This window comes from Pedobacter sp. W3I1, assembly GCF_030816015.1.
In the GTDB taxonomy this organism is placed as follows: Bacteria; Bacteroidota; Bacteroidia; order Sphingobacteriales; family Sphingobacteriaceae; genus Pedobacter.
In genome coordinates, this window is sequence record NZ_JAUSXN010000001.1 from 3,666,775 (window position 1) to 3,688,674 (window position 21,900).

The 21,900-nt window shown below is 40.3% G+C and carries 11 protein-coding genes; 3 read left to right on the plus strand and 8 right to left on the minus strand.

All coding sequences use genetic code 11. The features are described 5' to 3' along the window. Positions 1–314 precede the first annotated feature (314 nt). Positions 315–2,771, minus strand: a complete 2,457-nt coding sequence (locus tag QF042_RS15260; RefSeq protein WP_307529850.1) for a TonB-dependent receptor — start codon at positions 2,769–2,771, stop codon at positions 315–317. Between the two features lie 455 nt (positions 2,772–3,226). On the opposite strand from QF042_RS15260, the gene QF042_RS15265 reads away from it, so the two are divergent. The 3 genes from QF042_RS15265 to QF042_RS15275 all read left to right on the plus strand — a co-directional run bounded on the left by QF042_RS15265 (position 3,227) and on the right by QF042_RS15275 (position 6,029). After that, the gene (locus QF042_RS15265) at positions 3,227–3,685 is read left to right on the plus strand and encodes a MaoC family dehydratase (protein WP_307529852.1); all 459 of its coding nucleotides are present in this window, start codon (positions 3,227–3,229) and stop codon (positions 3,683–3,685) included. Between the two features lie 238 nt (positions 3,686–3,923). Beyond that, positions 3,924–4,286 (plus strand): nuclear transport factor 2 family protein, encoded by a 363-nt coding sequence (locus QF042_RS15270; protein WP_307529853.1) that lies wholly within the window; start codon positions 3,924–3,926, stop codon positions 4,284–4,286. Between the two features lie 834 nt (positions 4,287–5,120). Next, positions 5,121–6,029, plus strand: a complete 909-nt coding sequence (locus tag QF042_RS15275) for a glycoside hydrolase family 43 protein (protein WP_307529854.1) — start codon at positions 5,121–5,123, stop codon at positions 6,027–6,029. A 279-nt stretch (positions 6,030–6,308) separates the two neighbouring features. Here QF042_RS15275 and QF042_RS15280 read toward each other — a convergent pair whose 3' ends face one another. The 7 genes from QF042_RS15280 to QF042_RS15310 all read right to left on the minus strand — a co-directional run bounded on the left by QF042_RS15280 (position 6,309) and on the right by QF042_RS15310 (position 21,805). Continuing rightward, on the minus strand, positions 6,309–7,196 hold the full coding sequence (locus tag QF042_RS15280; RefSeq protein WP_307529856.1) for a PorP/SprF family type IX secretion system membrane protein: 888 nt from the start codon (positions 7,194–7,196) through the stop codon (positions 6,309–6,311). Positions 7,197–7,252: 56 nt separating this feature from the next. Further along, positions 7,253–17,080, minus strand: coding sequence for a YDG domain-containing protein (locus QF042_RS15285; RefSeq protein WP_307529859.1), 9,828 nt, complete (start codon positions 17,078–17,080; stop codon positions 7,253–7,255). Between the two features lie 9 nt (positions 17,081–17,089). Then, positions 17,090–18,244, minus strand: a complete 1,155-nt coding sequence (locus QF042_RS15290; RefSeq protein WP_307529861.1) for an ABC transporter substrate-binding protein — start codon at positions 18,242–18,244, stop codon at positions 17,090–17,092. Continuing rightward, a complete protein-coding gene (locus tag QF042_RS15295; RefSeq protein WP_307529863.1) occupies positions 18,245–18,799 on the minus strand; it encodes a phage tail protein in 555 nt (184 codons plus the stop codon). A gap of 47 nt (positions 18,800–18,846) precedes the next feature. Further along, on the minus strand, positions 18,847–19,791 hold the full coding sequence (locus QF042_RS15300; RefSeq protein ID WP_307529865.1) for a hypothetical protein: 945 nt from the start codon (positions 19,789–19,791) through the stop codon (positions 18,847–18,849). A gap of 332 nt (positions 19,792–20,123) precedes the next feature. Next, positions 20,124–21,071 (minus strand): hypothetical protein, encoded by a 948-nt coding sequence (locus QF042_RS15305; RefSeq protein WP_307529867.1) that lies wholly within the window; start codon positions 21,069–21,071, stop codon positions 20,124–20,126. Next, positions 21,068–21,805: an aspartyl/asparaginyl beta-hydroxylase domain-containing protein gene (locus tag QF042_RS15310; RefSeq protein ID WP_307529869.1), complete on the minus strand. Its 738-nt coding sequence runs from the start codon at positions 21,803–21,805 to the stop codon at positions 21,068–21,070. The genes QF042_RS15305 and QF042_RS15310 overlap by 4 nt, the downstream gene beginning before the upstream one ends. Between the last annotated feature and the right edge of the window lie 95 nt (positions 21,806–21,900).

Genomic DNA, 21,900 nt, shown 5'->3' on the forward strand with positions numbered 1-21,900 from the left:
AATAGTTTATTAGTCCATAGTCCATAGTCCATAGTCCATAGTCCATAGTCCATAGGATGGAACGGCTGGCTGAAAAAAGGTTTAACAGGGATTAAAAAGAAAATGGAAGATATAAATACCTCCCATTTTCTAAACGAAACATTAAACCCTAAAACATGATTATCACAAACCTTATTATAGTTCTTCAATTCCTAAATTGGAAAATCTTGTAGTCGATGGTCTTTTGGTCAATAGTTCATAGCCATCATCTCCATTCCATCAACAGATATTTTATTAACCTTAGGCTATTAACTATCAACCATCTTACATCCCAACTAAATCGGCACAATGATCTTAAAACTTAAATTCCTGCCCATATTGTAAATCCCTGAGGGGCCATTTGGCGAACGGTTATAATATTCGAAATATTTCAACCTGTTTAAGTTTGATTGATAGGCGATATTGAAAATATTATCGGCCTGGAGAAAAATATCACATAACGTTTTTCCTTTTTTAGTTTTTAATGCAGATCCTATACCTACGTTAATTAATGTATAACCAGCGGTAAAGGTTTCGGTATCATCTAAAGCATAAAACCTATTCTGATCAGCGAAAAAAGCAGCATCAATTTTAATATAAGGCTTATCAAAAATACCTATAGGTTTTTGCGCGGTTGCCTTAACCTCCGTTCTCACGTGCAATGGTGGAATAAAAGGCAAATATTTGGCTTCCCTACCGTGTTTATCTAAGAGTTCCTGGTTCTGGTTCAAGCCCACGACATAAGCCAGGCTATTGTTGAAACTTAGCCATTTTAAATCTGCAGGATGTAGATTTATCGAAATTTCTGCGCCATACAATCTGGCTTTTGATTGCTGATACTGATAGGTTAAATTACCAGGGACAATAACAACCGGATTTCCGTTGGCATCAGTTAAGCGCGATTGATATATATAGTTCTGAATATTGTTGTTAAACAGCTCCAAGCTTATATCGGCATCTTTCAAATAGGCAATAATGCCAATATCTTCCTGAAGGTTAAACTCAGGCTTAAAGGTTCGGTTACCCAGGTACACAATGTGCGCGCCGGGATCTAGTCCGTTAGAACCAATTTCGGTAATGTTCGGAGCTCTATAACCTCTCGCAATGTTGGCTTTAATTAATAGCTTTTCTGAAATGTTATAAGTTAAGCCCAAACTTCCTGATAAGCCATAATAGTTTTTATCAAAAGAAGGGAATTGCAATTTACCAGTGGCATCGGTTGGGCTCACCTGTTTACCAAAACCTGTTTGTGCATCGGTACCTACATAAAAATCATTCCAGTGTATATTCCTTCTATCGATCCTGATTCCTCCTGAAACATCTACTTTACCCATCGATTTCTTTGCAAAGTAAAAGGCACCAACATCGAAGAGATCATAATCGGGAATTGGAAAATCGGTGGCAGCTTTGCTCCTGTTTCCCTGATACATACCATTAACCCCGACGGTACTTTCGATACCTGCAAAATCGGGCAGGTTGTATTTAAGATCGTAATTAAAAGTATTCAGCACCACATAAAGTCCGGCCTGACCTGGCAAAGTGGGGTGATTATATTCTCTCCTTACGCTCTGCTGTCCACCGATTAATAAATTTAAATCACTCGTTCCAAATTTAAACTGGCTGATGTTATAAAACCGATAATGTTGAATGTGCTGATGCAGGGGATTAATGGAGTAACTATTCAGATCACTTTCAGGTACAATAGGTCTGTTTTTAATGTCATCTCCATCATCCAAAACCTGCCGGGTAAATCTTCTAGATAGAGAATCTCTGCTACCGTCAGGAATTTCCATTAAATTATCGTAATAGGTAATGGCCGTTTTAGAAAAACCCCAGGCTTTATCTACCCTGGCGCTGGCCGATAAATTGTATTCTCTAAAAGCTGTTCCGTAAACCAGTCCGTCAATTTTATTTTGGTAATTATGCGCCGTTTTTCCGGTTGCCCTAAATGTGTATTTCCAATCGTTTTTAATGTAGGCCAGTCCGAGCGACGAACCGATCATTCCATTATTACTTTGGTAATTTGCTGTAAAATCGCCTTTAAACTTGCCATCTTCAAAATTCGGCGTGTAAGGAATCATATTAATTACCCCAGCCAATGCATCAGAGCCATAAGTTAAGCTGGCCGGACCTTTTACTACTTCAGCTCTTGTTATGCCATATTCATCTACTTCAATTCCATGTTCATCGCCCCACTGCTGCCCCTCCTGCCTTAAACCATCATACAAGGTTAACACACGGTTATAACCTAAGCCTCTTATAAAAGGTTTAGAAACATTTGGGCCGGTGGTAACTGCAGTAATGCCTGGTACTCCTTTAACAATAGCTTCGATCAGGTTCGTATTTACATTTTGATCCATTGATTTTTTGGAAAGTACGGCAATAGGTACAGGGCTTTTACGCAGTTGAGTGGCCCGGTTCACACCTGTAATTACCACATCATTTAAATCTGAAGCTAAACTTAATAAGTCGGTATTAACCAGAACCGTATCTTCTTTTAAGGTTACTTTAATTCTTTTTGATTGATAACCAATACCTGAAAAAACGAGATCGAAATTCCCGGAAGGGATTCCACTTAATTGATAAGCACCTGAACTACCCGATTTTGTTGATCCGTTAGTTCCTAAAATTTTAATGGTAATATTTTCTACAGGTTCATTTTGAGAAGTTACTAAGCCCTTAATGATAACCTTTTGAGCGATGGCATTTAGTGATATAAAAAAACAAAAGCAATATAGTAATAGGGATTTCATGAACGTAAAATGATTTATCTAAATATAATTTTAGACAAATCTAAATTTTAATTTAAATATATCAAATTAAATATTTAGATAATATTTAACACGCTTAAAATCAATCGATTTAAACAGACAAAAAAGCGCTTAGCAGTGAGCGAAAGCCGAGTATATCAGGCATTCTTTACAGCGTTTTAATATTTAGCTCCTAACTATTTATTTTTAGCCGAAAAGTTCTTTTTTGAAAAATTTAATGAGCAATGAAGATGCTTATCTAGCTGATTATAAATAACCTAAAAATTAAAGCGATATTGAATGAAGTTTTTTTTCAAAATATTTATCTGCATACCTTTAAACACACAATTATTATGATTATTATTGGACACAAAAGCGTGAATAAAACTATGATGCCTGAAGGATTGTTACACCTAAAGGAGTTATTAAAACAGTACTAATCCTATAAACAGAATATAATGTTAGTGATCAATAATTTCGAAGAGTATGAATCGCACCTGGGTAAGGAACTAGGCGTTTCGCAATGGCATACTATAGACCAGGAACAGATCAATAAATTTGCCGATGCAACCCTGGATCATCAATGGATACACACCGATCCGGAAAAAGCTAAAAATGAAGGACCATTTAAGGCAACAATTGCACATGGATATTTAACCTTGTCGTTAATTCCTTATTTATGGAAGCAGATTGCAGATGTACGTAATATTAAAATGGAAATCAATTACGGTATTGAACGTTTTAAATTTGGTCAGGCCGTTTTAGTAGATAGCGAAGTGCAGTTAAAAGCAAAATTAAATAGCATTAGCAATTTAAGGGGAATAACTAAAGTTACCATTCAAGCCACACTTGTGATTAAAGACCAACCCAAACCAGCATATGTTGGCGATGTGGTATTCTTGTATCATTTTATCTAATATCATAATTAATGGATATCCTAGCCATGATAACCAAACAGAACTAAATAACTACTAATCGCATAGCTTCCGGGTTCTCTAACGGCAACACAAATCGATGGGGACAAACGATTGCAATTAAACATAAAATCAGGTCCACTCTATTGAGTCTGTCGCAGCAAGTTAACCTAAACTTAAAACCTTTAAATAGGTAAACCGTTTATTTTTAATAACTTAGATCATAACTAAATATAAGTATATGAATACTCAGGAAGTAGCTAACAAATTGGTGCAACTTTGCCGTGAAGGCAAACACGAACAGGCCATTGATGAACTTTACGCCGACAATGTTGTAAGCAAAGAGCCAAAAGGCTCGCCAATGGAATTAACGGAAGGCAAAGATGCCGTTAAAAAGAAAACCATACGATGGGAAGAAAGTGTTGAAGAGATACATAGCTCTTCATGCTCAGAACCAATTGTTGCAGACAATCATTTTGCTATTGTAATGAACATTGATGCCACTTATAAAGCCCATGGAAGAATGGCCATGAGTGAAATCTGTGTTTATGAGGTTAAAGACGGAAAAATCGTAGCCGACGAATTTTTCTATCGCATGGGTTAAAATATAAAAAGCCCCGATATCCATCTGGGCTTTTATAATCAACTAACCTAAACTTATAAATACTAACCAAATATTTATACTGCAAAACTAAACACCGATTATTAATTCAGTGTTAAATATTTATCATCTGTTTTCTGAAATTGGCGTCCGACATAAACAATCTTTCAGGCAATCCGATTCTAATTTAAGTATTAGAGCATCTATTAAAGCCCTTTTGCAACAAGTGCAAGCATTGACTCTGGAAGCCTGGTAAAACCTTCGCCAATTAACGTTTTATCATCTCTGATTAATATGTCTAATAGTTTGAAGATGAGCGTTCAGTAATGCTCCTGAAACAGCAGTCCTGCTATCGCTTATAGTCCTCACTACGCTCCGGGCTATCCGCTCAATCAGGTTTAAAAATAAGAGTCTGTGCACAAATACTTGAGGCTGTATCATAAATATAGATTGTCATCCTGAGCTTGTCGAAGGACCTGTTTAAATACCCCATAAAGCGTTTCGACAAGCTCAACGTGACAAGTTCGAATGAAATCACAACTTATGATACAACCTCAAGTTAAAATAAAAAATATTGTCATCCTGAGCCTGTCGAAGGACAATCTTACATCCTTTTAAAAAGAGATTCTAAAATGATAAACTTCTATCTTTCGTAAAAGTTCCTCTGGTAAAACCTTCGCCAATTAATGTTTTATCATCTCCGATTAATAGCATAATTGTGTTCTGCTGATCGTAAAGTTATGTTCTCCAGATCACTTTAAATGAAATCGACTCAATTATAGTCAAATAGAACAATAATGAGCACTGGAATGTTATTTATTAATTAAATATCATGACATGATCAATACAGGCAATCCCCTATTCAGTCACAAATTCACCGCTGATCCAACTGTTTTGTTATACGATCAGAAAATATATTTATACACCGGCCGCGATGAAGCACCTCCCGGTACGCAAGACTACATCATGCGGAGCTGGCTCTGTTTTTCTTCTGCAGACCTTATTACCTGGGAAGAACACCCAATGCCCTTACAGGCAAGTGATTTTAGCTGGGCAAGCGGTGATGCATTTGCCTCATGTGTAATTTTCAATAAACAGCATTTTTATTGGTTTGCAGCAGTCTCCCATCGCCATATACCAGGGAAAGCGATTGCACTTGGAATATCAGAAACACCGACAGGTCCGTTCCGTGATGCAATCGGATCTGCATTGGTTACAGGAAATGATATCCCTTTCAACAAAAACCCGATGGCAAACCTCGACCCTTCGGTAATTATTGATACAGATGGTCAGGCTTATATTTTCTGGGGCAACCAACAGTGTTATTTCGCTAAACTAAGCAATGATATGCTCAGCCTGCAAGGCAAAATAAGTACCATTGAATTACCTGGTTTTTCAGAAGGGGCACATGTTTTCAAACATAATGAGTGGTATTATCTAACCTACGGTTATGGCAGTCCGGAAAAGGTCGCCTATGCCATGAGTGGCAGCATACATGGGCCATGGGTATTTAAAGGTATATTAAACGAATTGGCCGGAAACTGCGAAACCAACCGCCCTGCCATTATCGGATTTAAAGGAAAGGACTATTTCTTTTATCATAATGGTTCATTAAAAGATGGAGGCAGTCATAGGCGTTCGGTCTGCGTAGATTATTTACACTACAATCCAGATGGCACCATTAAGCGGGTGATTATGACCAGCGAAGGAATTACTCCAGCCATCCCCCGGTTAATAAATTCTTAGGCGACCACAATTTGGCTATGAACAAATTTTATCACCTGTCTTTTGAAAAGTTGTTCTCTGTTTGCAGTTTTCAGTTAACAGCCCTGTTTTCTCCTACCGGAAGAATGGTCGCATTATTGTTTCGGAAAGCTTATAAACTAAAAACCGATCCCATCTAAAAAAGAAAGAATCGGTGTAGTTCGTGCTAAAATTGGTTTCATATCGAAATATTTTAGCTGCTAAGTTAATGAGGCTATTATGTCCTTAATCTCAGTAACAGGAAGACTGAGACCCCTGTTATTATCTAAAATTGTATTTCAACCCTACTTCAAATTCTCCGTTTGCATAATTCTGTATATCAGAAGTGTTTGTGGTGTACATGGCCAGTATCGACAAGCGGTTCTGGTAAGTTGTACCCACGCCGGCAGTAAAACTGTTGCTGGTGTGATAAATACCAGTAAACAAAAGTTTATTGCCCCAAAACTGTGCATTTAATCCAAGATCAATAATATCGCGATAGTTATCAATACCTCTATAGCTTACTTTTGGTTCAATAATGTTCAGCACTTTATCAGGATTAATAAATTTGTAGCTTACTGATGCAAAATAAGAAGCCCGGTCTACAACCGTCCTTTCGTCATCGCGTTTCAAGAAACGCTTGAGGTTTAATACTGATCCCTGAATGTTAAAATGCTGACTGCGGTAAGCCATACCGAAATCGCCATCAAAATACAGTTTACGCTGGTTAAAGTTGGTTAAAGAAATATCGTTCTGGCTTCCTTTAATCTTTGTCAGATCGATCCATTCGTTCATAATCCCTGCTGAAAGACCAAAATCAAGATAATCGGAACCATTGTTAAGTGGCAGGTGGTAAGCATAGGTACCTTTAAAACTGGTCCGCTGAATTACACCTATATTTTCGTTGTAAAAAGAGGCGCCTATGCCAACTTTATTATTACTGGCGCCGTAAGCTGCAGTTACCGACTGCATGGCCGGAGCCCCTTCTATCGCTGTCCACTGTGCCTTATAAGCTGCTGCAGCCTCCCAGCCCTTTTCAATACCTGCCATGGCCGGATTGCTGAGATAAAGGTTTTGGTAATACATACTGCCCATTGGGTTGAGCTGAGCAAAGGCCGGGATGCAGATACTAAACATCACCAATGTGATAAGCATTTTCCTTGTTTTCATCTTTATACTTTTTTATGCCATAACCAGTTAAAACACTGGTTATGGCAGGTTAAATCTTAATTATTACCTACAACTGTGATGTACCCTTTTCTTACCCCTATACCTGGACCAAAGTCGATGATGTAGTAGTAAGCGCCTTCAGGAACTAACGATCCTTTTAAGGTACCGCCCCAACTGTTGTCATAACCTTTCATTTCAAATATCGACTTACCGGCGCGATCGAAAACGCGTACTGTATTGTTTGGATACATATCGATATTTTCAACAAACCATGTATCATTTTTACCATCACCATTTGGCGTAAGTACGTTCATAATATTCAGTACCTGGTAATCGGCCCTTACCTCAAGATTAAAGGTTTTGGTACTGCTTCTTCCATATTGGTTAAACCCGGTAACGGTGTAAGTAGTATTTTGGGATGGTCTAACGGTTAATATTGCAGTGTTTTGTCCGCTAATAATACCGTTTGCGTTTGTCCATTGGTAAGTTAATCCACCACTTGCAGTAAGCGTTGCGGTTTCGCCCTTACTAATGCTATTGCCTTTGTTGCTGGTAATGGTAATTACCGGTGGTGGGTTTTCGATTACTGTAAACGACTGTACGACATTAACTGCTGCCTGGTAATCGGAATTTCCGGCCTGACTGGCGGTAATGTTAATTACGCCGGCTTTGAGGATTTCTACCTGATTACCGTTAATAATCCTTGCTACCGCCGGATTGCTGCTGGTGTACGTTACAGTTAAACCAGAGCTTGCAGTTGCTGTTAAGGTAAAGATACCATCGGTATCTAATTTATTAGCTAAAGCTGCAAATGTAATGGTTTGTGTGGAGGGGTTAACGGTAAGATTACCCGCGATATAAGTAATACTGTAGTTTGCTGCCGCAGCACCACTTGCTGTAATTGGATAATTGCCAGCTGGCGATGTTGTAGTGGCCGTAGTACTTAACGCTACCGCACTTGTTAATACAGCTGCTGTTTCTGTACCCGCAAAACCATTATAACTTGCAGTAAGTGCCGGATTGGCATCACCAAAGTTTTTGTTTTTATTATCGGCAATAATTACCAATGCCTTTCTGGTAATGACCAGATCGGCCGGCGTGTAAGTAATTATATAGTTTGTGCCAGCTGATATGGTGTTCTGCCCAATGGCATAGTTACCAATATTCTCTCCAGCTGCGCGGCTTAAACTACCTGTTATCACATCGCCTGTAACTAAAGCACCTGTAGAAAGTGTATAAGTTAATGCAGCATCGGCACTGCCGTACACCTTTGTTTTAGCGTCGGCAGTAACTACGATTGGTTTTACGCTGATGTTTGCAGTTGTAGTTGCTACGCTCGTCAAGGTATAGTTGGCTGCCTTAGTACCTGATAACAACAAGCCTGCGCCTGTTACCACTTTCGCAGTACCCACATTTTTATCAGCAAAGGTTGCTGTGCCACCTGTTAAGGTTACATCGGCAACATCAGCCGCTAATACACCTGTTAGGCTTCTTCCTGAAATGGTAGCTGTAGTGTTTCCGTCGTAAACCTTATTACTTGCGGTAATGTTTCCGTTAACAGCTTTTGCTGTAATAGCAGCTGTGGTGGTAGTTACACTGGTTAAATTATAGTTAGCTGCATTTGTACCGGCAAGTACCATACCTGCAGCGGTTACGGTTTTACCGGTTGCTGCGCTGGCATCAGCAAAACTTGCAGTTCCACCGCTTAAGTTTACATCTGCATCTGCAGTTAAAACGCCTGTTAAGGTCCTCGTTAATACCGTAGCAGTAGTATTGCCATCATAAACCTTGTTGCTGGCAGTAAATGATCCGGTGATATTTCTAACACCAATATTAGCCGTGGTGGTAGCCACTCCTGTTAAGTTATAATTCGCAGATTTTGAACCGGCCAAAGTCATACCTGCTGAAGTTACCGTTTTACCTGTACCGATATTGGCATCGGCGAAATTTGCTGTACCACCCGTTAAGGTTACATCGGCAACATCTGCAGTAATTACACCCGTGAGCGTTCTGGTTAAAATCGTTGCTGTGGTATTGCCATCATAAGCTTTATTATCAGCGGTGAATGTACCGGTGATATTTTTTGTGGTAATATTGGCTGTTGTTGTAGCTACACCCGTTAAATTGTAATTGGCCGATTTGCTTCCTGTTAAGCTTAAGCCAGCCGCCGATACCGTTTTTGCTGTACCTACGTTGGCATTGGCAAAGCTTGCTGTACCGCCTGTTAAATTCACATCGGCAACATCGCCTGCCAGTACTCCGGTTAAAGTTCTGGTGAGGATATTTGCAGTAACACTACCATCGTAAATCTTATTATCAGCGGTAAAGTTTCCGTTAATATCTTTAGTGCTAATATCAGCCGTTGTGGTGGCTACTGAAGCTAAAGTATAATTGGCTGCTTTTGTACCAGTTATAGTCATGCCTGTTGCTGTAACGGTTTTGCCTGTACCTACGTTAGCGTTGGCAAAGCTTGCTGTTCCACCTGTTAAAGTAACGTCAGCGGCATCGGCTGCTAATACTCCGGTTAAGGTTCTGGTTAATACGGTTGCCGTTGCATTACCATCATAAACTTTATTACCGGCAGTAAAGTTACCAGTAAGTGTTAAGCCCGTAATGTTAGCTGTAGTAGTAGCTACGCCTGTTAAGTTGTAGTTGCCTGCTTTTGTACCCGCGAGGCTCATGCCATTTGCAGTAACGGTTTTACCGGTACCCATATTGGCATTATCGAAACTTGCCGTTCCGCCTGTCAAATTCACATCGGCTACATCTCCGACCAGCACACCTGCTAAGGTTCTGGTTAAGATGCTTGCATTGGCATTGCCATCGTATACCTTGTTATCGGCAGTAAAGCTACCTGAGATATCTTTTGCAGTAATATCAGCCGTTGTAGTTGTTACAGAAGCCAGCGTATAGTTAGCTGCCTTAGCGCCAGCCAGGGTTAAACCTGTGGCAGTAACGGTTTTACCTGTGCCTTTATTGGCATTGGCAAATGTTGCTGTGCCGCCTGTTAAAGTTACATCGGCAACGTCTGCAGTTAATACCCCAGTTAAGGTTCTGCCCGAAATGGTTGCAATGTTATTACCATTGTATACCTTATTGCTAGCCGTGATGCTGCCGGTAATTGCCAAACCGGTAATATTTGCAGTGGTAGTGGCTACTCCGGTTAAGCTGTAGTTGGCGGCTTTTGTTCCTGTGATGGTCATACCTGTAGCGGTAACCGTTTTACCTGTACCTGCACTTTCTGTTGCAAAACTTGCAGTACCACCTGTTAGGTTTACATCGGCTGCATCTGCAGCTAATACACCTGTTAGAGTCCTGCTTAAAATGCCAGCTGTAGTATTACCATCGTACACTTTATTATCGGCAGTAAAGTTTCCACTAATGTTTTTACCTGTAATATTAGCCGTGGTTGCATTAACAGATATAATATTATAGTTAGCCGCTTTGGCTCCTGCTAAAACTAAACCAGAAGCATTTACAGACTTACCTATGCCTACATTTTCATTGTTGAATGTTGCTGTGCCTCCGCTAACCGTTACATCGGCAACATCTCCTGCCAGTACACCTGTTAAAGTTCTGGTGAGGATATTTGCAGTAGCATTACCATCGTAAATCTTATTATCGGCGGTAAAGCCTGCAGTAAGGTCTTTGGCAGTAATATCAGCTGTTGTGGTCGTTACAGAAGCCAGCGTATAGTTAGCGGCTTTTGTACCAGTTATGGTCATGCCTGTTGCCGTAACGGTTTTGCCTGTACCTTTATTGGCATCAGCAAAGCTGGCCAAACCACCTGTTAAAGTAACGTCAGCTGCATCGGCTGCTAATACGCCTGTTAAAGTCCTGGTTAATACAGTTGCAGTTGCATTACCATCGTACACTTTATTACCTGCCGTAAAATTTCCTGTTAAAGCCAAGCCTGTAATATTGGCTGTGGTGGTGGCTACTCCGGTTAAGGTATAGTTGTCTGCTTTGGTTCCACTAATGGTCATACCTGTTGCAGTAACCGTTTTACCTGTACCAATATTGGCATTGGCGAAAGTTGCGGTCCCACCAGTTAAACTTACATCAGCTAAATCGGCAGCTACTACACCAGTTAAGGTTCTGGTTAATACCGTTGCTGCAGCATTACCATCGTAAGCTTTGTTACTAGCGGTAAAGTTTCCGCTGATATCTTTTGGCGTAATATCGGCTGTGGTGGTATTTACAGCAAATAATGTATAGTTACCTGCTTTGGTGCCACTTAATACCATACCCGTTGAAGTAATGGTTTTACCCGGTCCGGTGTTAATTCCACCAAAAGTAGCGGTTCCGCCTGTTAAGGTTACATCAGCAATATCGGCAGCCAGTACACCTGTTAATGTTCTGGTTAATATGGTTGCACTATTGTTGCCATCGTACACTTTATTATCGACTGTAAAGTTACCTGTTAAGGCTAAACCAGTAATATTGGCTGTGGTAGTAGCCACACTACTTAAGCTATAGTTACTTGCTTTAGCCCCACCTAATGTCATGCCTGCTGCAGTAACCGTTTTGCCAGTACCTACACTGGCATTAGCGAATGCAGCTGTTCCACCTGTTAAAATTACGTCAGCAGCATCGGCAGCTAATACGCCCGTCAGGGTTCTGGTTAATACGCTTGCGGTGGTATTACCATCGTAAACTTTATTACTGGCAGTAAATGCGCCGGTTAAAGCTAAACCTGTAATATCGGCTGTGGCAGTACCTACTCCTGTTAAGTTATAGTTAGCAGCTTTGGTTCCGGTTAAGCTTAAACCTGTTGCGGTAACAGTTTTACCTGTACCAGCATTTTCGTTATTAAAAGTGGCAGTACCGCCTGTTAAGGTTACATCTGTTTCTTCTCCAGTTACCACACCAGATAAGGTTCTGGTTAAAATATTGGCCGTATTATTACCATCATAAACCTTGTTACCGGCTGTAAAGTTACCACTGATATCTTTAGCGGTAATGTTAGCTGTTGTGGTATTTACCGATGATAAGGTATAGTTAGCTGCCTTTGCTCCTCCAAGCGTCATACCTGTTGAAGTTACGGTTTTACCATTGGCTACATTGGCATCATCGAAAGTTGCAGTACCTCCAGTTAGGGTTACAGCTAGTTCATCACCTGTAACCACGCCGTTAAGTGTTCTGGTTAATACATTTGCTGTATTGTTCCCATTATAAACTTTATTACCGGCAGTGAAGTTCCCCGTAAGGCTTTTTGCATTTACAGTTAAAGTTTGTGTTACATCTGTCGCGGCATTATATCCGGTACTTGCAGCTTGTTTTGCGGTAATTACTGCCGATCCTGCTGCAACTACATGAATTTTACCCGCTACGATTGTAGCCACCGCTAAGTTATCGCTGCTATAAGTGATGGCGTTAATTGCAGAAGTTGCACTGGTTGCGCCAGGATCAAAATCGGCACTGCCATAAGTAGTTGATGCAGTACTTGCGAAAGTAATTGATTGACTTGCATTTGACCTGTTAACCGTTATGGTATAAGTTTTAGTAGTGGTTCCATTTTGAGCTGTAACTTTAATATCAAAGGTATTGTTACCAAAGTTCAAGGCTAAATCTGCTGTTTCTACACCACTGGTTAAGGTTACATAACCCGCTCCATTTGCATTGATTTGAAGCGTTGATCCTGCTGCAAGTGCAGTAGCTGTTAACTTTACTGAATTGGTTGCGGTTAAAGCACTGGCAGTATATGTAGTAGTTGCTGCCGCAAAAACAGGTGTTAAGCCTGCTGTTGTACTTAATGCAGTTAAATCGGCATTGGCATAATACGGATCATACAAACCAAAATCAACATCAGTTCTATTTTGCCCTGAAGCAAGTGCGAAAGTTGCCCCAATTGTTCCTGTTCCATCCAGGTCATATGTGGTGGTATAACGTGCCGGGTAACCTGACACCACTACTTTATATGCACTTGAAGGATTTAGGTTACTGAATGTATAATTGCCCGATGCATTTGTTGTGGTTGTTAAATTTATCGTGTTAGCAAAGATATCGGTTCCTGTTAATGTCACCGTTGCTCCGGCTACGCCCGGCTCACCGGCATCTTGTAAACCATTTTGGTTATAATCTAACCAAACAAAATCACCAATCGAAGCCGCTTCCTGTTTGTTTACGGTTAGGATATAAGTTTTGTTTACAGTCGTTTCTTCTGCTGTAACCCTTACATTGATTAAATTTGCTCCGTCATTAAGTGTATAAGCTGAAGAAGCAATTCCATCTGTAAGTGCAGTAAATGCTCCCGCACCTAAACTTGATGTTAATGTAGCATGGCTTTCAGCTCTTGTAGCCGTAACTGTTGCTGTGGTGGTGGTATATGGTACATTGATACTATAACTTGTTGTACCTGCAGCAAAACTTGGTATAAACGTTCCTGCGCTGGTGGTTAGAGAAGCCAGATCAGCATTTGTGGATTTCACTCCGGAAACGGTTACAGGGTTAGTTGCATCTGCAATTGTAACCGCTGCTGCTGCTCCGGCATTCCAGTCTTCTGCTGCTGCAAGGTTATATACTGTTGCGTCGAGTGCTGCCAGGCCATCTTTATTCATTAATGTGGCCAAGCCAGCTTTATCTGTTGCACTAACAGTAATACTGAATGATGTTCCACTGGTGATCTCTGCATTAGGCGAGTCAGTAAGTGTATATGTTCCTGCACCTTGTCCTTTAAAAGTTAATTTATTAGCGACAATATCGTTTGCTGCTCCTGATAATGATAAGAAATTCGTTCCTGTTACCACTAAGGTTCCTGTAGAAGCATCGTATGTAGCTGAAGCGATGGCAGGAATTGCAACATTGCTAGCCGTGATTCCATTACCCGTTAAATCTGCTACTACAACTGCTGCATCTGCTCCGGCAGCCCAATCTTCGGCTGCTGCAAGGTTATAGGTGGTAGCACCTGTTGAAGAGGTACCGTTTTTATTGATAATCTGGTTAACGGCTGCCTGATCAGCTGCACTTAAGGTTAAAGTAAATGCTGTTGCAGATGTGATTTCTACATTGCCTGTATTGGTTAAAGTGTAGGTAGCGCCTCCTTCACCTGTCAGGGTAAATTTGTTGGCAACAATATCGTTTGTAGCGCCTGATAGCGATAGGAAATTTGTTCCTGTTACGACCAAAGCTCCGGTTGATGCATTGTAGGTAGCACTGGCAATGGTAGGAACAGCCACATTAGAAACTGTAATCCCATTTCCGGTTAAATCTGCAACTACAACTGCTGCATCAGCACCAGCGGCCCAATCTTCAGCTCCTGCCAAATTGTAGGTGGTTCCCCCGGTTGATGACGTGCCGTTTTTATTGGCAATAAGATTTACTGCTGCTTTATCTGCTGTACTTAAAATTAAACTAAATGTTGTTGCAGAAGTTATTTCTATATTAGGTGTAGTGGTTAAAGTATAAGTTGCACCACCATCGCCTGTAAGGGTAAATTTATTGGCTACAATATCGTTGGTTGCGCCGTTTAACCTCAAAAACCCCGTTCCGGTTACCGTGAGAACACCCGTAGTAACGTTATAGGTTGCCGATGCAAGAGTTGGTATTGCAACATTACTTGTCGTAATTCCATTGCCTGTTAAATCTGCCACAACAACCGCTGCATCTGCTCCGGCAGCCCAATCTTCGGCTGCTGCAAGGTTATAAGTCGTGCCTCCGGTAGACGATGTACCGTTTTTATTGATAATCTGGTTAATTGCGGCCTGATCTGTAACACTTAAGGTTAGTGTAAATGCCGTTGCAGAACTGATCTCTGGATTTGGCGTATCGGTTAAGGTATAGGTTACTCCTCCTTCGCCAGTAATGGTAAATTTATTGGCTACAATATCATTGGCTGCTCCTGTTTTAGACAAAAAGCCTGAACCCGTTACAGTAACAAGCCCTGTAGCAGCATCATAGGTAGCTGAAGTAATAGCAGGAACTGCAACATTACTTGCGGTGATTCCATTACCTGTTAAATCTGCTACAACCACCACTGCATCTGCTCCGGCTGCCCAATCTTCAGCTGCTGCAAGGTTATAGGTGGTAGCACTTGTTGAAGAGGTACCGTTTTTATTGATAATCTGGTTAACGGCTATTTGATCCGCTACACTTAGGGTTAAGGTAAATGCTGTTCCGGAAGTGATTTCTACATTCCCTGTATTGGTTAAAGTGTAGGTAGCGCCTCCTTCACCTGTAAGGGTGAATTTGTTGGCAACAATATCGTTTGTAGCACCTGATAGCGAAAGGAAGTTTGTTCCGGTTACAACCAAAGCTCCGGTTGATGCATTGTAGGTAGCACTGGTAATGGCAGGTGCCACCACGTTAGATACGGTCACAGGGTTAGTTGCATCTACAATAACTGATGCTACATTTTCCCCCGCGGCCCAATCTTCTGCTGCTGCCAGGTTATAAGTAGTTCCACTGGTAGAAGAAGCTCCATTTTTATTTAGCATCATCCCAACAGCATTCTTATCTGTAGCATTTAGGTTTATAGTAAAAGCTGTTGATGAGGTAATTTCTACATTAGCTGAAGTAAGTGTATATATTGCTCCACTCTCACCAGTGATGGCAAATTTATTGGTTACAATATCATTGGTTGCACCAGCCAGCGCAGGAAAAGCAGTTCCGGTAACCACTAAAGCACCAGTTGAAGCATTGTAAGTAGCCGAAGTAATGGCTGGTGGTGTTGGCGTAGCCGTTACATCAGCCGTTTTTGCACTTTCGTTAAAGTAATTATCTGTTGCTGAAATGCGATAGAAATATGGCGTCCCGTTGATAATGCCAGTATGTGTATAAGTTGTGGTTCCTTTTGGAATCGCAGCCAATAAAGTGGTTGGTGCTGCTGTAGTGCCGCCATAAACTTTGTAACCTAATAAATCGACATCAGCATTCGTATTCCAGGTTAGTATATTTTGCGAGCTTCCTGCGCTTGCTGCAAGGCCCGTTGGCGCAGTTGGGAGTGTAACATCTGTTGGTGTTAATTTAATTAACTCACCTCCCGAGCCATTGTCCCCATCTGCAATGTAGCCAGTTGTTCCTATAAAAGTAACGCCATATGGATAAAAAGGATCGGATGCATTTAAGGGCGAATAAAAAACAGTTCCTGCACCTGTAGCACCAGTATATTTGTACAGTTTAACGCCTGTACCAGCATTTTCTGATGCGTAAAGATTACCAAATTCATCTAATACCAATGCAGTAGTATAAGTACCTGTAACAACATCTGTGGCAGTATAGCCTGGTGCCGTAAGTTTGGCTATCCCCCCGGTATAAGTATTGGAACCATTATTACTAAAAGGCTTGGTTACATAAATATCTCCATTGGTCGCTATGGTAATTCCCGTTGGATAGCTAACACCTGCTGCAGAAACTAACCCATGGTAAAGCATCGTTTTTGGAGAATTTAAGGTTGCCGGCGCAGCATACTTACATACCGCATAATCCGTATTGGTAACATTGTACTCTAAAGCATATAAATTACCTACCGCATCAAAAGTTAATCCGGTAAAATATCTTCCGGTTTGTACAGTAGTGGCTGCATAAGCCGATGCTGCATTTAACCTGATAATTGCACCACTATTCGACGTAAAATCGGTACTGATATACACGTCGCCATTTGGCGCAACAGCAAGGCCCCAGGGCAGCTCCTGTGGTTGAGAGGTTAAACCGCTATAAATAATAGTGGGGCTACCCGTACCGCCAGTATACTTGGCTACATGGTAAACTCCAGGCCCGGAGGCCTTGGTAACATAAACATTACCGCTGGCATCTTTAGCCAGCGCCGTATACAACCCTCCGGTATGCAACTGAGTTTTAGTGTACTGGGCAGATGCGGGAGCAAGAGCCAGAAAAAGTACGATTACTGTAACAGTAAAAGCTACTTTAGTAAAAAATCTCTTCATAAGCGTTAATTAGACTGATAAATATGGATTTTCCCAACCGCTTTCAGTTTCACTGTAAACAGTCGATATATCGTATCCCAAAGCAGTGCCCTGAGCAATTATAGTTGCGTTATTCTTTTTATTGCTGGTGTTAATTTTCACAATGTCAATCAATGGAAAAATTTGTTGCTCCTGGTTGCCAAAATGAAGTTGCCCCCTTGGCCCTATTATTCCGCTTTTATTAAACTCGATTACAGCTGTTGAAGCATTGCCGATGCTAAGCTGTGCTTTCATCCGGCTAAGGATTAATCCTGCTTCGTAGCCCAGCATCCCAAATAAGTTAGCTTGTTGTTTGCCAAAGTTTTCGAAGTCTCGTACAAAAGCAGGGTTAGTACCTGTTGTATGTTCTTTACTCCAGGAAGAAGTACTGTAAAAGTTTAATCCGAGGTGACCTATATCTTCCAGCATATCAGGATAAGCCATATTCTCAACAGTAACTAAAGGAATTACATTATTAAACTTACTGGATTTCCATTGTTTAAGGAACTCGTTCCCGATATGTCCAACAAAAATGGCATGTACATAATCTGGCGTATTGATATCCATTTCATTAAAGAAATGGCTCAAATCGAGGTTATTTTTATTGGCTTGATTTTCGGGAAGTACGGTGCTTCTGAGTTGATTTGCGCCGGCAGAACCCACTCCGCTTAAAAAAGATGGTCCTAAATTAAAACCACTTTCGTAAAGTGGTGAGATCATCAATCCTCTTAGTCCAAATTCTTTAGTTGCCCATTGCCCCAGTACATATTCACTCTGCCAGAGCCCCATAGAAAGGCTTGAGATATTGCTTCCATATCCTTCAGCTGGCGGTACAGATTCTCCAAAATCAAAGAATAAGCCAAGCTTATTATGATTTTCTAATATCGGTTTCAACTCTGGATATATTTTAGGACTGATCATCCCCATCAGCACGTCTACCCCATCAAAAAAGATAAGTTTTTGTGCTGCTTCTAAAATGGCTTTGTTTCCCCCCTGTCCAACATAGGTTGGCATAAAAGCAAAATCAGCAGGACCATAAGACATTTTAGTTGCCGCACACAGAAATCCAGCCGTAATATGCTGTGCATAAAACGGATAGACTCCTGAATAGGGCATCAAAAAACCAATTTTAAGTGGTTTGTTCATTTAGTTTCTGGATGGAAAAATACCTTGAAGTGCTATTGAATAATTTAAGACCAGATAAGGTTGTATATTTTCATGTGGCTGATTTCCCCCTGCTGGCCCAGTATTAAATGGTTTAAGTGTAGTATTAGCCGCTACATCTGAATAAGTTTTAAGGGCAACAGCGTTCGGACCTGATCCGGTTTTAGGAGAAGCAGAAAGAATAACGCTTGTTGAAGGTACATCTATTGTTCCTAAAGAAGTAACTGCTGGTTCTGCAACTGCATGAAAATGCTGCGGAATTTGAGTGCTGATTAGCGTTACAGTTTCTGTTCCTGCCATTTCACCTAGCGTACGGGGAGTAAGACCAGGTCCTTGTCCGTTACCAATAGGTACTCTTCCTCTTAAATCAGGTAATGCAAAAGTGGTCTGTCCGTTCCCACCATAGGTAGTACCGAGTAACGAAAAAATCGCTTGGTTTTGAGCAATAGCCATAATCTGCCCGGCACAAAATGCCCATCCTCTTGGGGCAAAATTAAAACCGAATAGTGCAATCAATCCTAAAAATGGCGAATCCATAGTATTTGTTTTTTGGTGAAGATTTAATTAATTAAGATTTAATAATTTTATACAGATTTCTCTATTTTTTTCAGATCAGAAAAAACCACGTGCATTTCTTCTCTGTTTGAGATACCTGGGATATGTCTTTTAAATGCGAAACAACTACTTGTTCCTTCCCTTGCAAAATCAAAGGATATTTGAGCTACTGAACCTAATCCTTTATGACTTGTACCCAACAGCACTTCATTCTTTTCTTTATTTCGAAGTACATAGAGTTGATTTTTACCTAATGAAGTATTTCCTCCAATAATGAGATCTACCCAACTGGTATCAGCGGCAAGTTGTTTGTTACCCTGTTCTGCCTTTACATCAAAACCCAAATGAGCTAAGCAAACTATCAAATCGCAGGCTTCTTCTTCTTTTAAAAACCTGGCCATCTTATTTAAAGCAGCCGTCGGGTCAGACACTTTTAAACCGGCTATTTTAGCTGATTCTCCAACACCTGTAACCCCTACCCTGTATTTACCATAGGTAATTACCTGATAGCTTTTTACCGCTTTTTGCAATTTTGGATGCTCAAAACGATAGTTGCAGCTTAACAGATCGAAAGCCATATACGGAAGTAAATTGGCAAAAACATCAACCCCTTGTTTTAAATCCGCAGCACTAAGATTCACCGCATGGTAACCTACCTTGTTCATCCATTGAATTGTTTCGGTATGGTTATTTCGATTAAAATTTAAAAATCCTCCTGCATCTAATAATAAAGTAGAAATAAGTTCGTTATTAACTGTAGTTTGTAAACACTTTAAGCCGCCAAATCCCTGAGCCGTTGAATTAACAGCTCCACAAATATCATTGCTATACATGATATCGACCTGTTTTTGGTTTATAGATTTGGTATAGATAGTACGACTTGCTTTAGCTAGTGCATCAATTGGACCAGCCAATAAGAGACTACTGCTTAACAAGACGTTCCTCTTTAGAAAAGAGCGTCTATTAGTACTCATAAAAAGTTTAAATTTGGGATGTTTGTTAGTATAAAGATGGAACAAATTTACTTATAGTACAAATACTACAAGCTTAGATTCATACCCGACTTCCCCTTTAAGTAGACAAAATACCAAAAATAGTATACCAATACCTTATTTTAGTAGATTAAAAAGATCGTTATTTAATTATTGATATCTGTCAATAATTCTAGAAATCAGAAAATCAATCGTTTTCCCCACATTAATGAGTATAAAAAATACTACAAAATATTAGTAGCACATTCTTATAAATAAAGTAGACAAGTTTGCTTACAAACTTTATTCAGATCAGATTCGTCAATATTTTACCCTTAAGGCTTTATTAATTGCTTAGAAAAATTTTCATAAGCAATATTGGCATCTGCATAACTGGCAAACTTTAGCTTACGATCTCCATTAAACTTTTCTCCAGGGCTTTTACTATGGTAATTTAATCTGGTAATCATTTTTTCATGGGCAGAATCATCCAGTTGCATTTCCTTTAAAAAGTGCGACAACAACAAGTTTACTCCCCAGCCATAATCATAAAAAGTATTCTTGGGGTGACGGATTGAAATGAGATCCTGGAGGGCTTTATAATAATTCGTAAGTACTTCTGCCGTAAATAAATTAAAGTCCTGGTAGTGCCTTTCTTGTACTTCGATCTTTAAAATGCTGGCGCTAACCATGTCCGGAACAGCGTGTATGCCCCTTCTTTGGTGGTGCGAGGCAATAACGGCATTAGGCTCTCTAGAAAGAAAGAAGAATGGTGTATCTGGATACCATTTTCTTAAAATGGGGTAAAAATGAATATGCCAGCTGTCTAATTTTATAAATAATTTGTCGTACTGTGCTTTCCGCTTTTGTCCCATAAGGGCTATTGCCGATTTAAACCAAAGTTCCTGCTGTTCTTCTTTTATTGAGGGATCTTGTTCTTTCATTCTTAAGATCTCATCTACAAGGGGGGCTTCCGCGAAAACGATATTGGTTTCGGCTGTAGCCAAAGCCTGAGATAATAAAGTAGAGCCACATCGCGAAACATGAAAAATAAATGCATCTGGTGCTATCGAATCAATCTGCTTCGCTGCTTCTGCTAAAAACGCTAAGTTGCTGGTTGGCAAATAAGCCGATCGTTCTTTCATCCGAAACCGGCAAAGCTGAATAGTTTCATCAAAAAATGGTTCTTCAATATGCTTTTCCTGCAAATCAAGCCACAAAAGTTGCCAATCACTTCCGCTATAGATTAGTTGGTAAGGAATCCAGTTAATTAGTGCACTCATTCCAGATCTTTTTTCAATTGTACGATCAGATCCCTGGCCACTTGTGTATCCATTTGCTCCAGTTCTGCAATCATTTTTAAGGCAGTAGCCGCATCTAAGCGCTGAGTTTGATTTTCTTCTGCTAATTTATAACCATTGGCTTCAAACAAACGATCCGTCCATTCATTTCTTAAGGCATCTATTACCAAATGCACCCGAACGTTTTCGCCTTCATTAATAATGCTGTGGCTTTGATTAAAATCAATGTACCAACAGGAACCTTCTGCCAATTTCAACTGCTCTCCGCCTACTATAAACTTTAACTGGTTGTTGGTTTGAATGGGGATATGGATCCTTAAAACGCCTGCTTCGTAATTACAACCACGGTCTCTGTGAGGTTTAATTTCTGCGCCAGGGTGTAATGCGAGTAAACGAATGGTTTCTTTCGGGCACTTCCACTCCTCGATGATTGATTTAATATAAGGAAGTTGATTGAACAGCGGCGTATCCTGATACTGATTTACCCCGTAGTTGGCTAAAATATCATTTTCTTTCCCGCTCGCAGAGCGCAATGCAATACTTTGCCAGTTCCCTTCGTAATCTTTCCTGTTAAAATGATCAACCCACTCTTGTTGTAAGGCAATGGCGAGCTCGGTTTTGAGCAGCGGAATGTTATACTCCTGGTTAAACTGAATGTATTTTAGCAAAGCTGAAATGTTTTCTGTAATATTAGTTAAGTGTTTTTTATTGCGCAAATATTTAACCTGCTTTTTATTAGCCAGTACTCATGATCTTCCATTTGATTAATGATGAAGCCATTTCCGAAATTGTAATTTTAATCTTAGTATTA

Bases quoted from the DNA above. Each gene is read 5' to 3' on its own strand.
- QF042_RS15295 (WP_307529863.1), bottom strand. From the start codon at position 18,799: ATGGATTCGCCATTTTTAGGATTGATTGCACTATTCGGTTTTAATTTT.
- QF042_RS15280 (WP_307529856.1), bottom strand. From the start codon at position 7,196: ATGAAAACAAGGAAAATGCTTATCACATTGGTGATGTTTAGTATCTGC.
- QF042_RS15305 (WP_307529867.1), bottom strand. From the start codon at position 21,071: ATGAGTGCACTAATTAACTGGATTCCTTACCAACTAATCTATAGCGGA.
- QF042_RS15285 (WP_307529859.1), bottom strand. From the start codon at position 17,080: ATGAAGAGATTTTTTACTAAAGTAGCTTTTACTGTTACAGTAATCGTA.
- QF042_RS15270 (WP_307529853.1), top strand. From the start codon at position 3,924: ATGAATACTCAGGAAGTAGCTAACAAATTGGTGCAACTTTGCCGTGAA.
- QF042_RS15300 (WP_307529865.1), bottom strand. From the start codon at position 19,791: ATGAGTACTAATAGACGCTCTTTTCTAAAGAGGAACGTCTTGTTAAGC.
- QF042_RS15260 (WP_307529850.1), bottom strand. From the start codon at position 2,771: ATGAAATCCCTATTACTATATTGCTTTTGTTTTTTTATATCACTAAAT.
- QF042_RS15290 (WP_307529861.1), bottom strand. From the start codon at position 18,244: ATGAACAAACCACTTAAAATTGGTTTTTTGATGCCCTATTCAGGAGTC.
- QF042_RS15275 (WP_307529854.1), top strand. From the start codon at position 5,121: ATGATCAATACAGGCAATCCCCTATTCAGTCACAAATTCACCGCTGAT.
- QF042_RS15265 (WP_307529852.1), top strand. From the start codon at position 3,227: ATGTTAGTGATCAATAATTTCGAAGAGTATGAATCGCACCTGGGTAAG.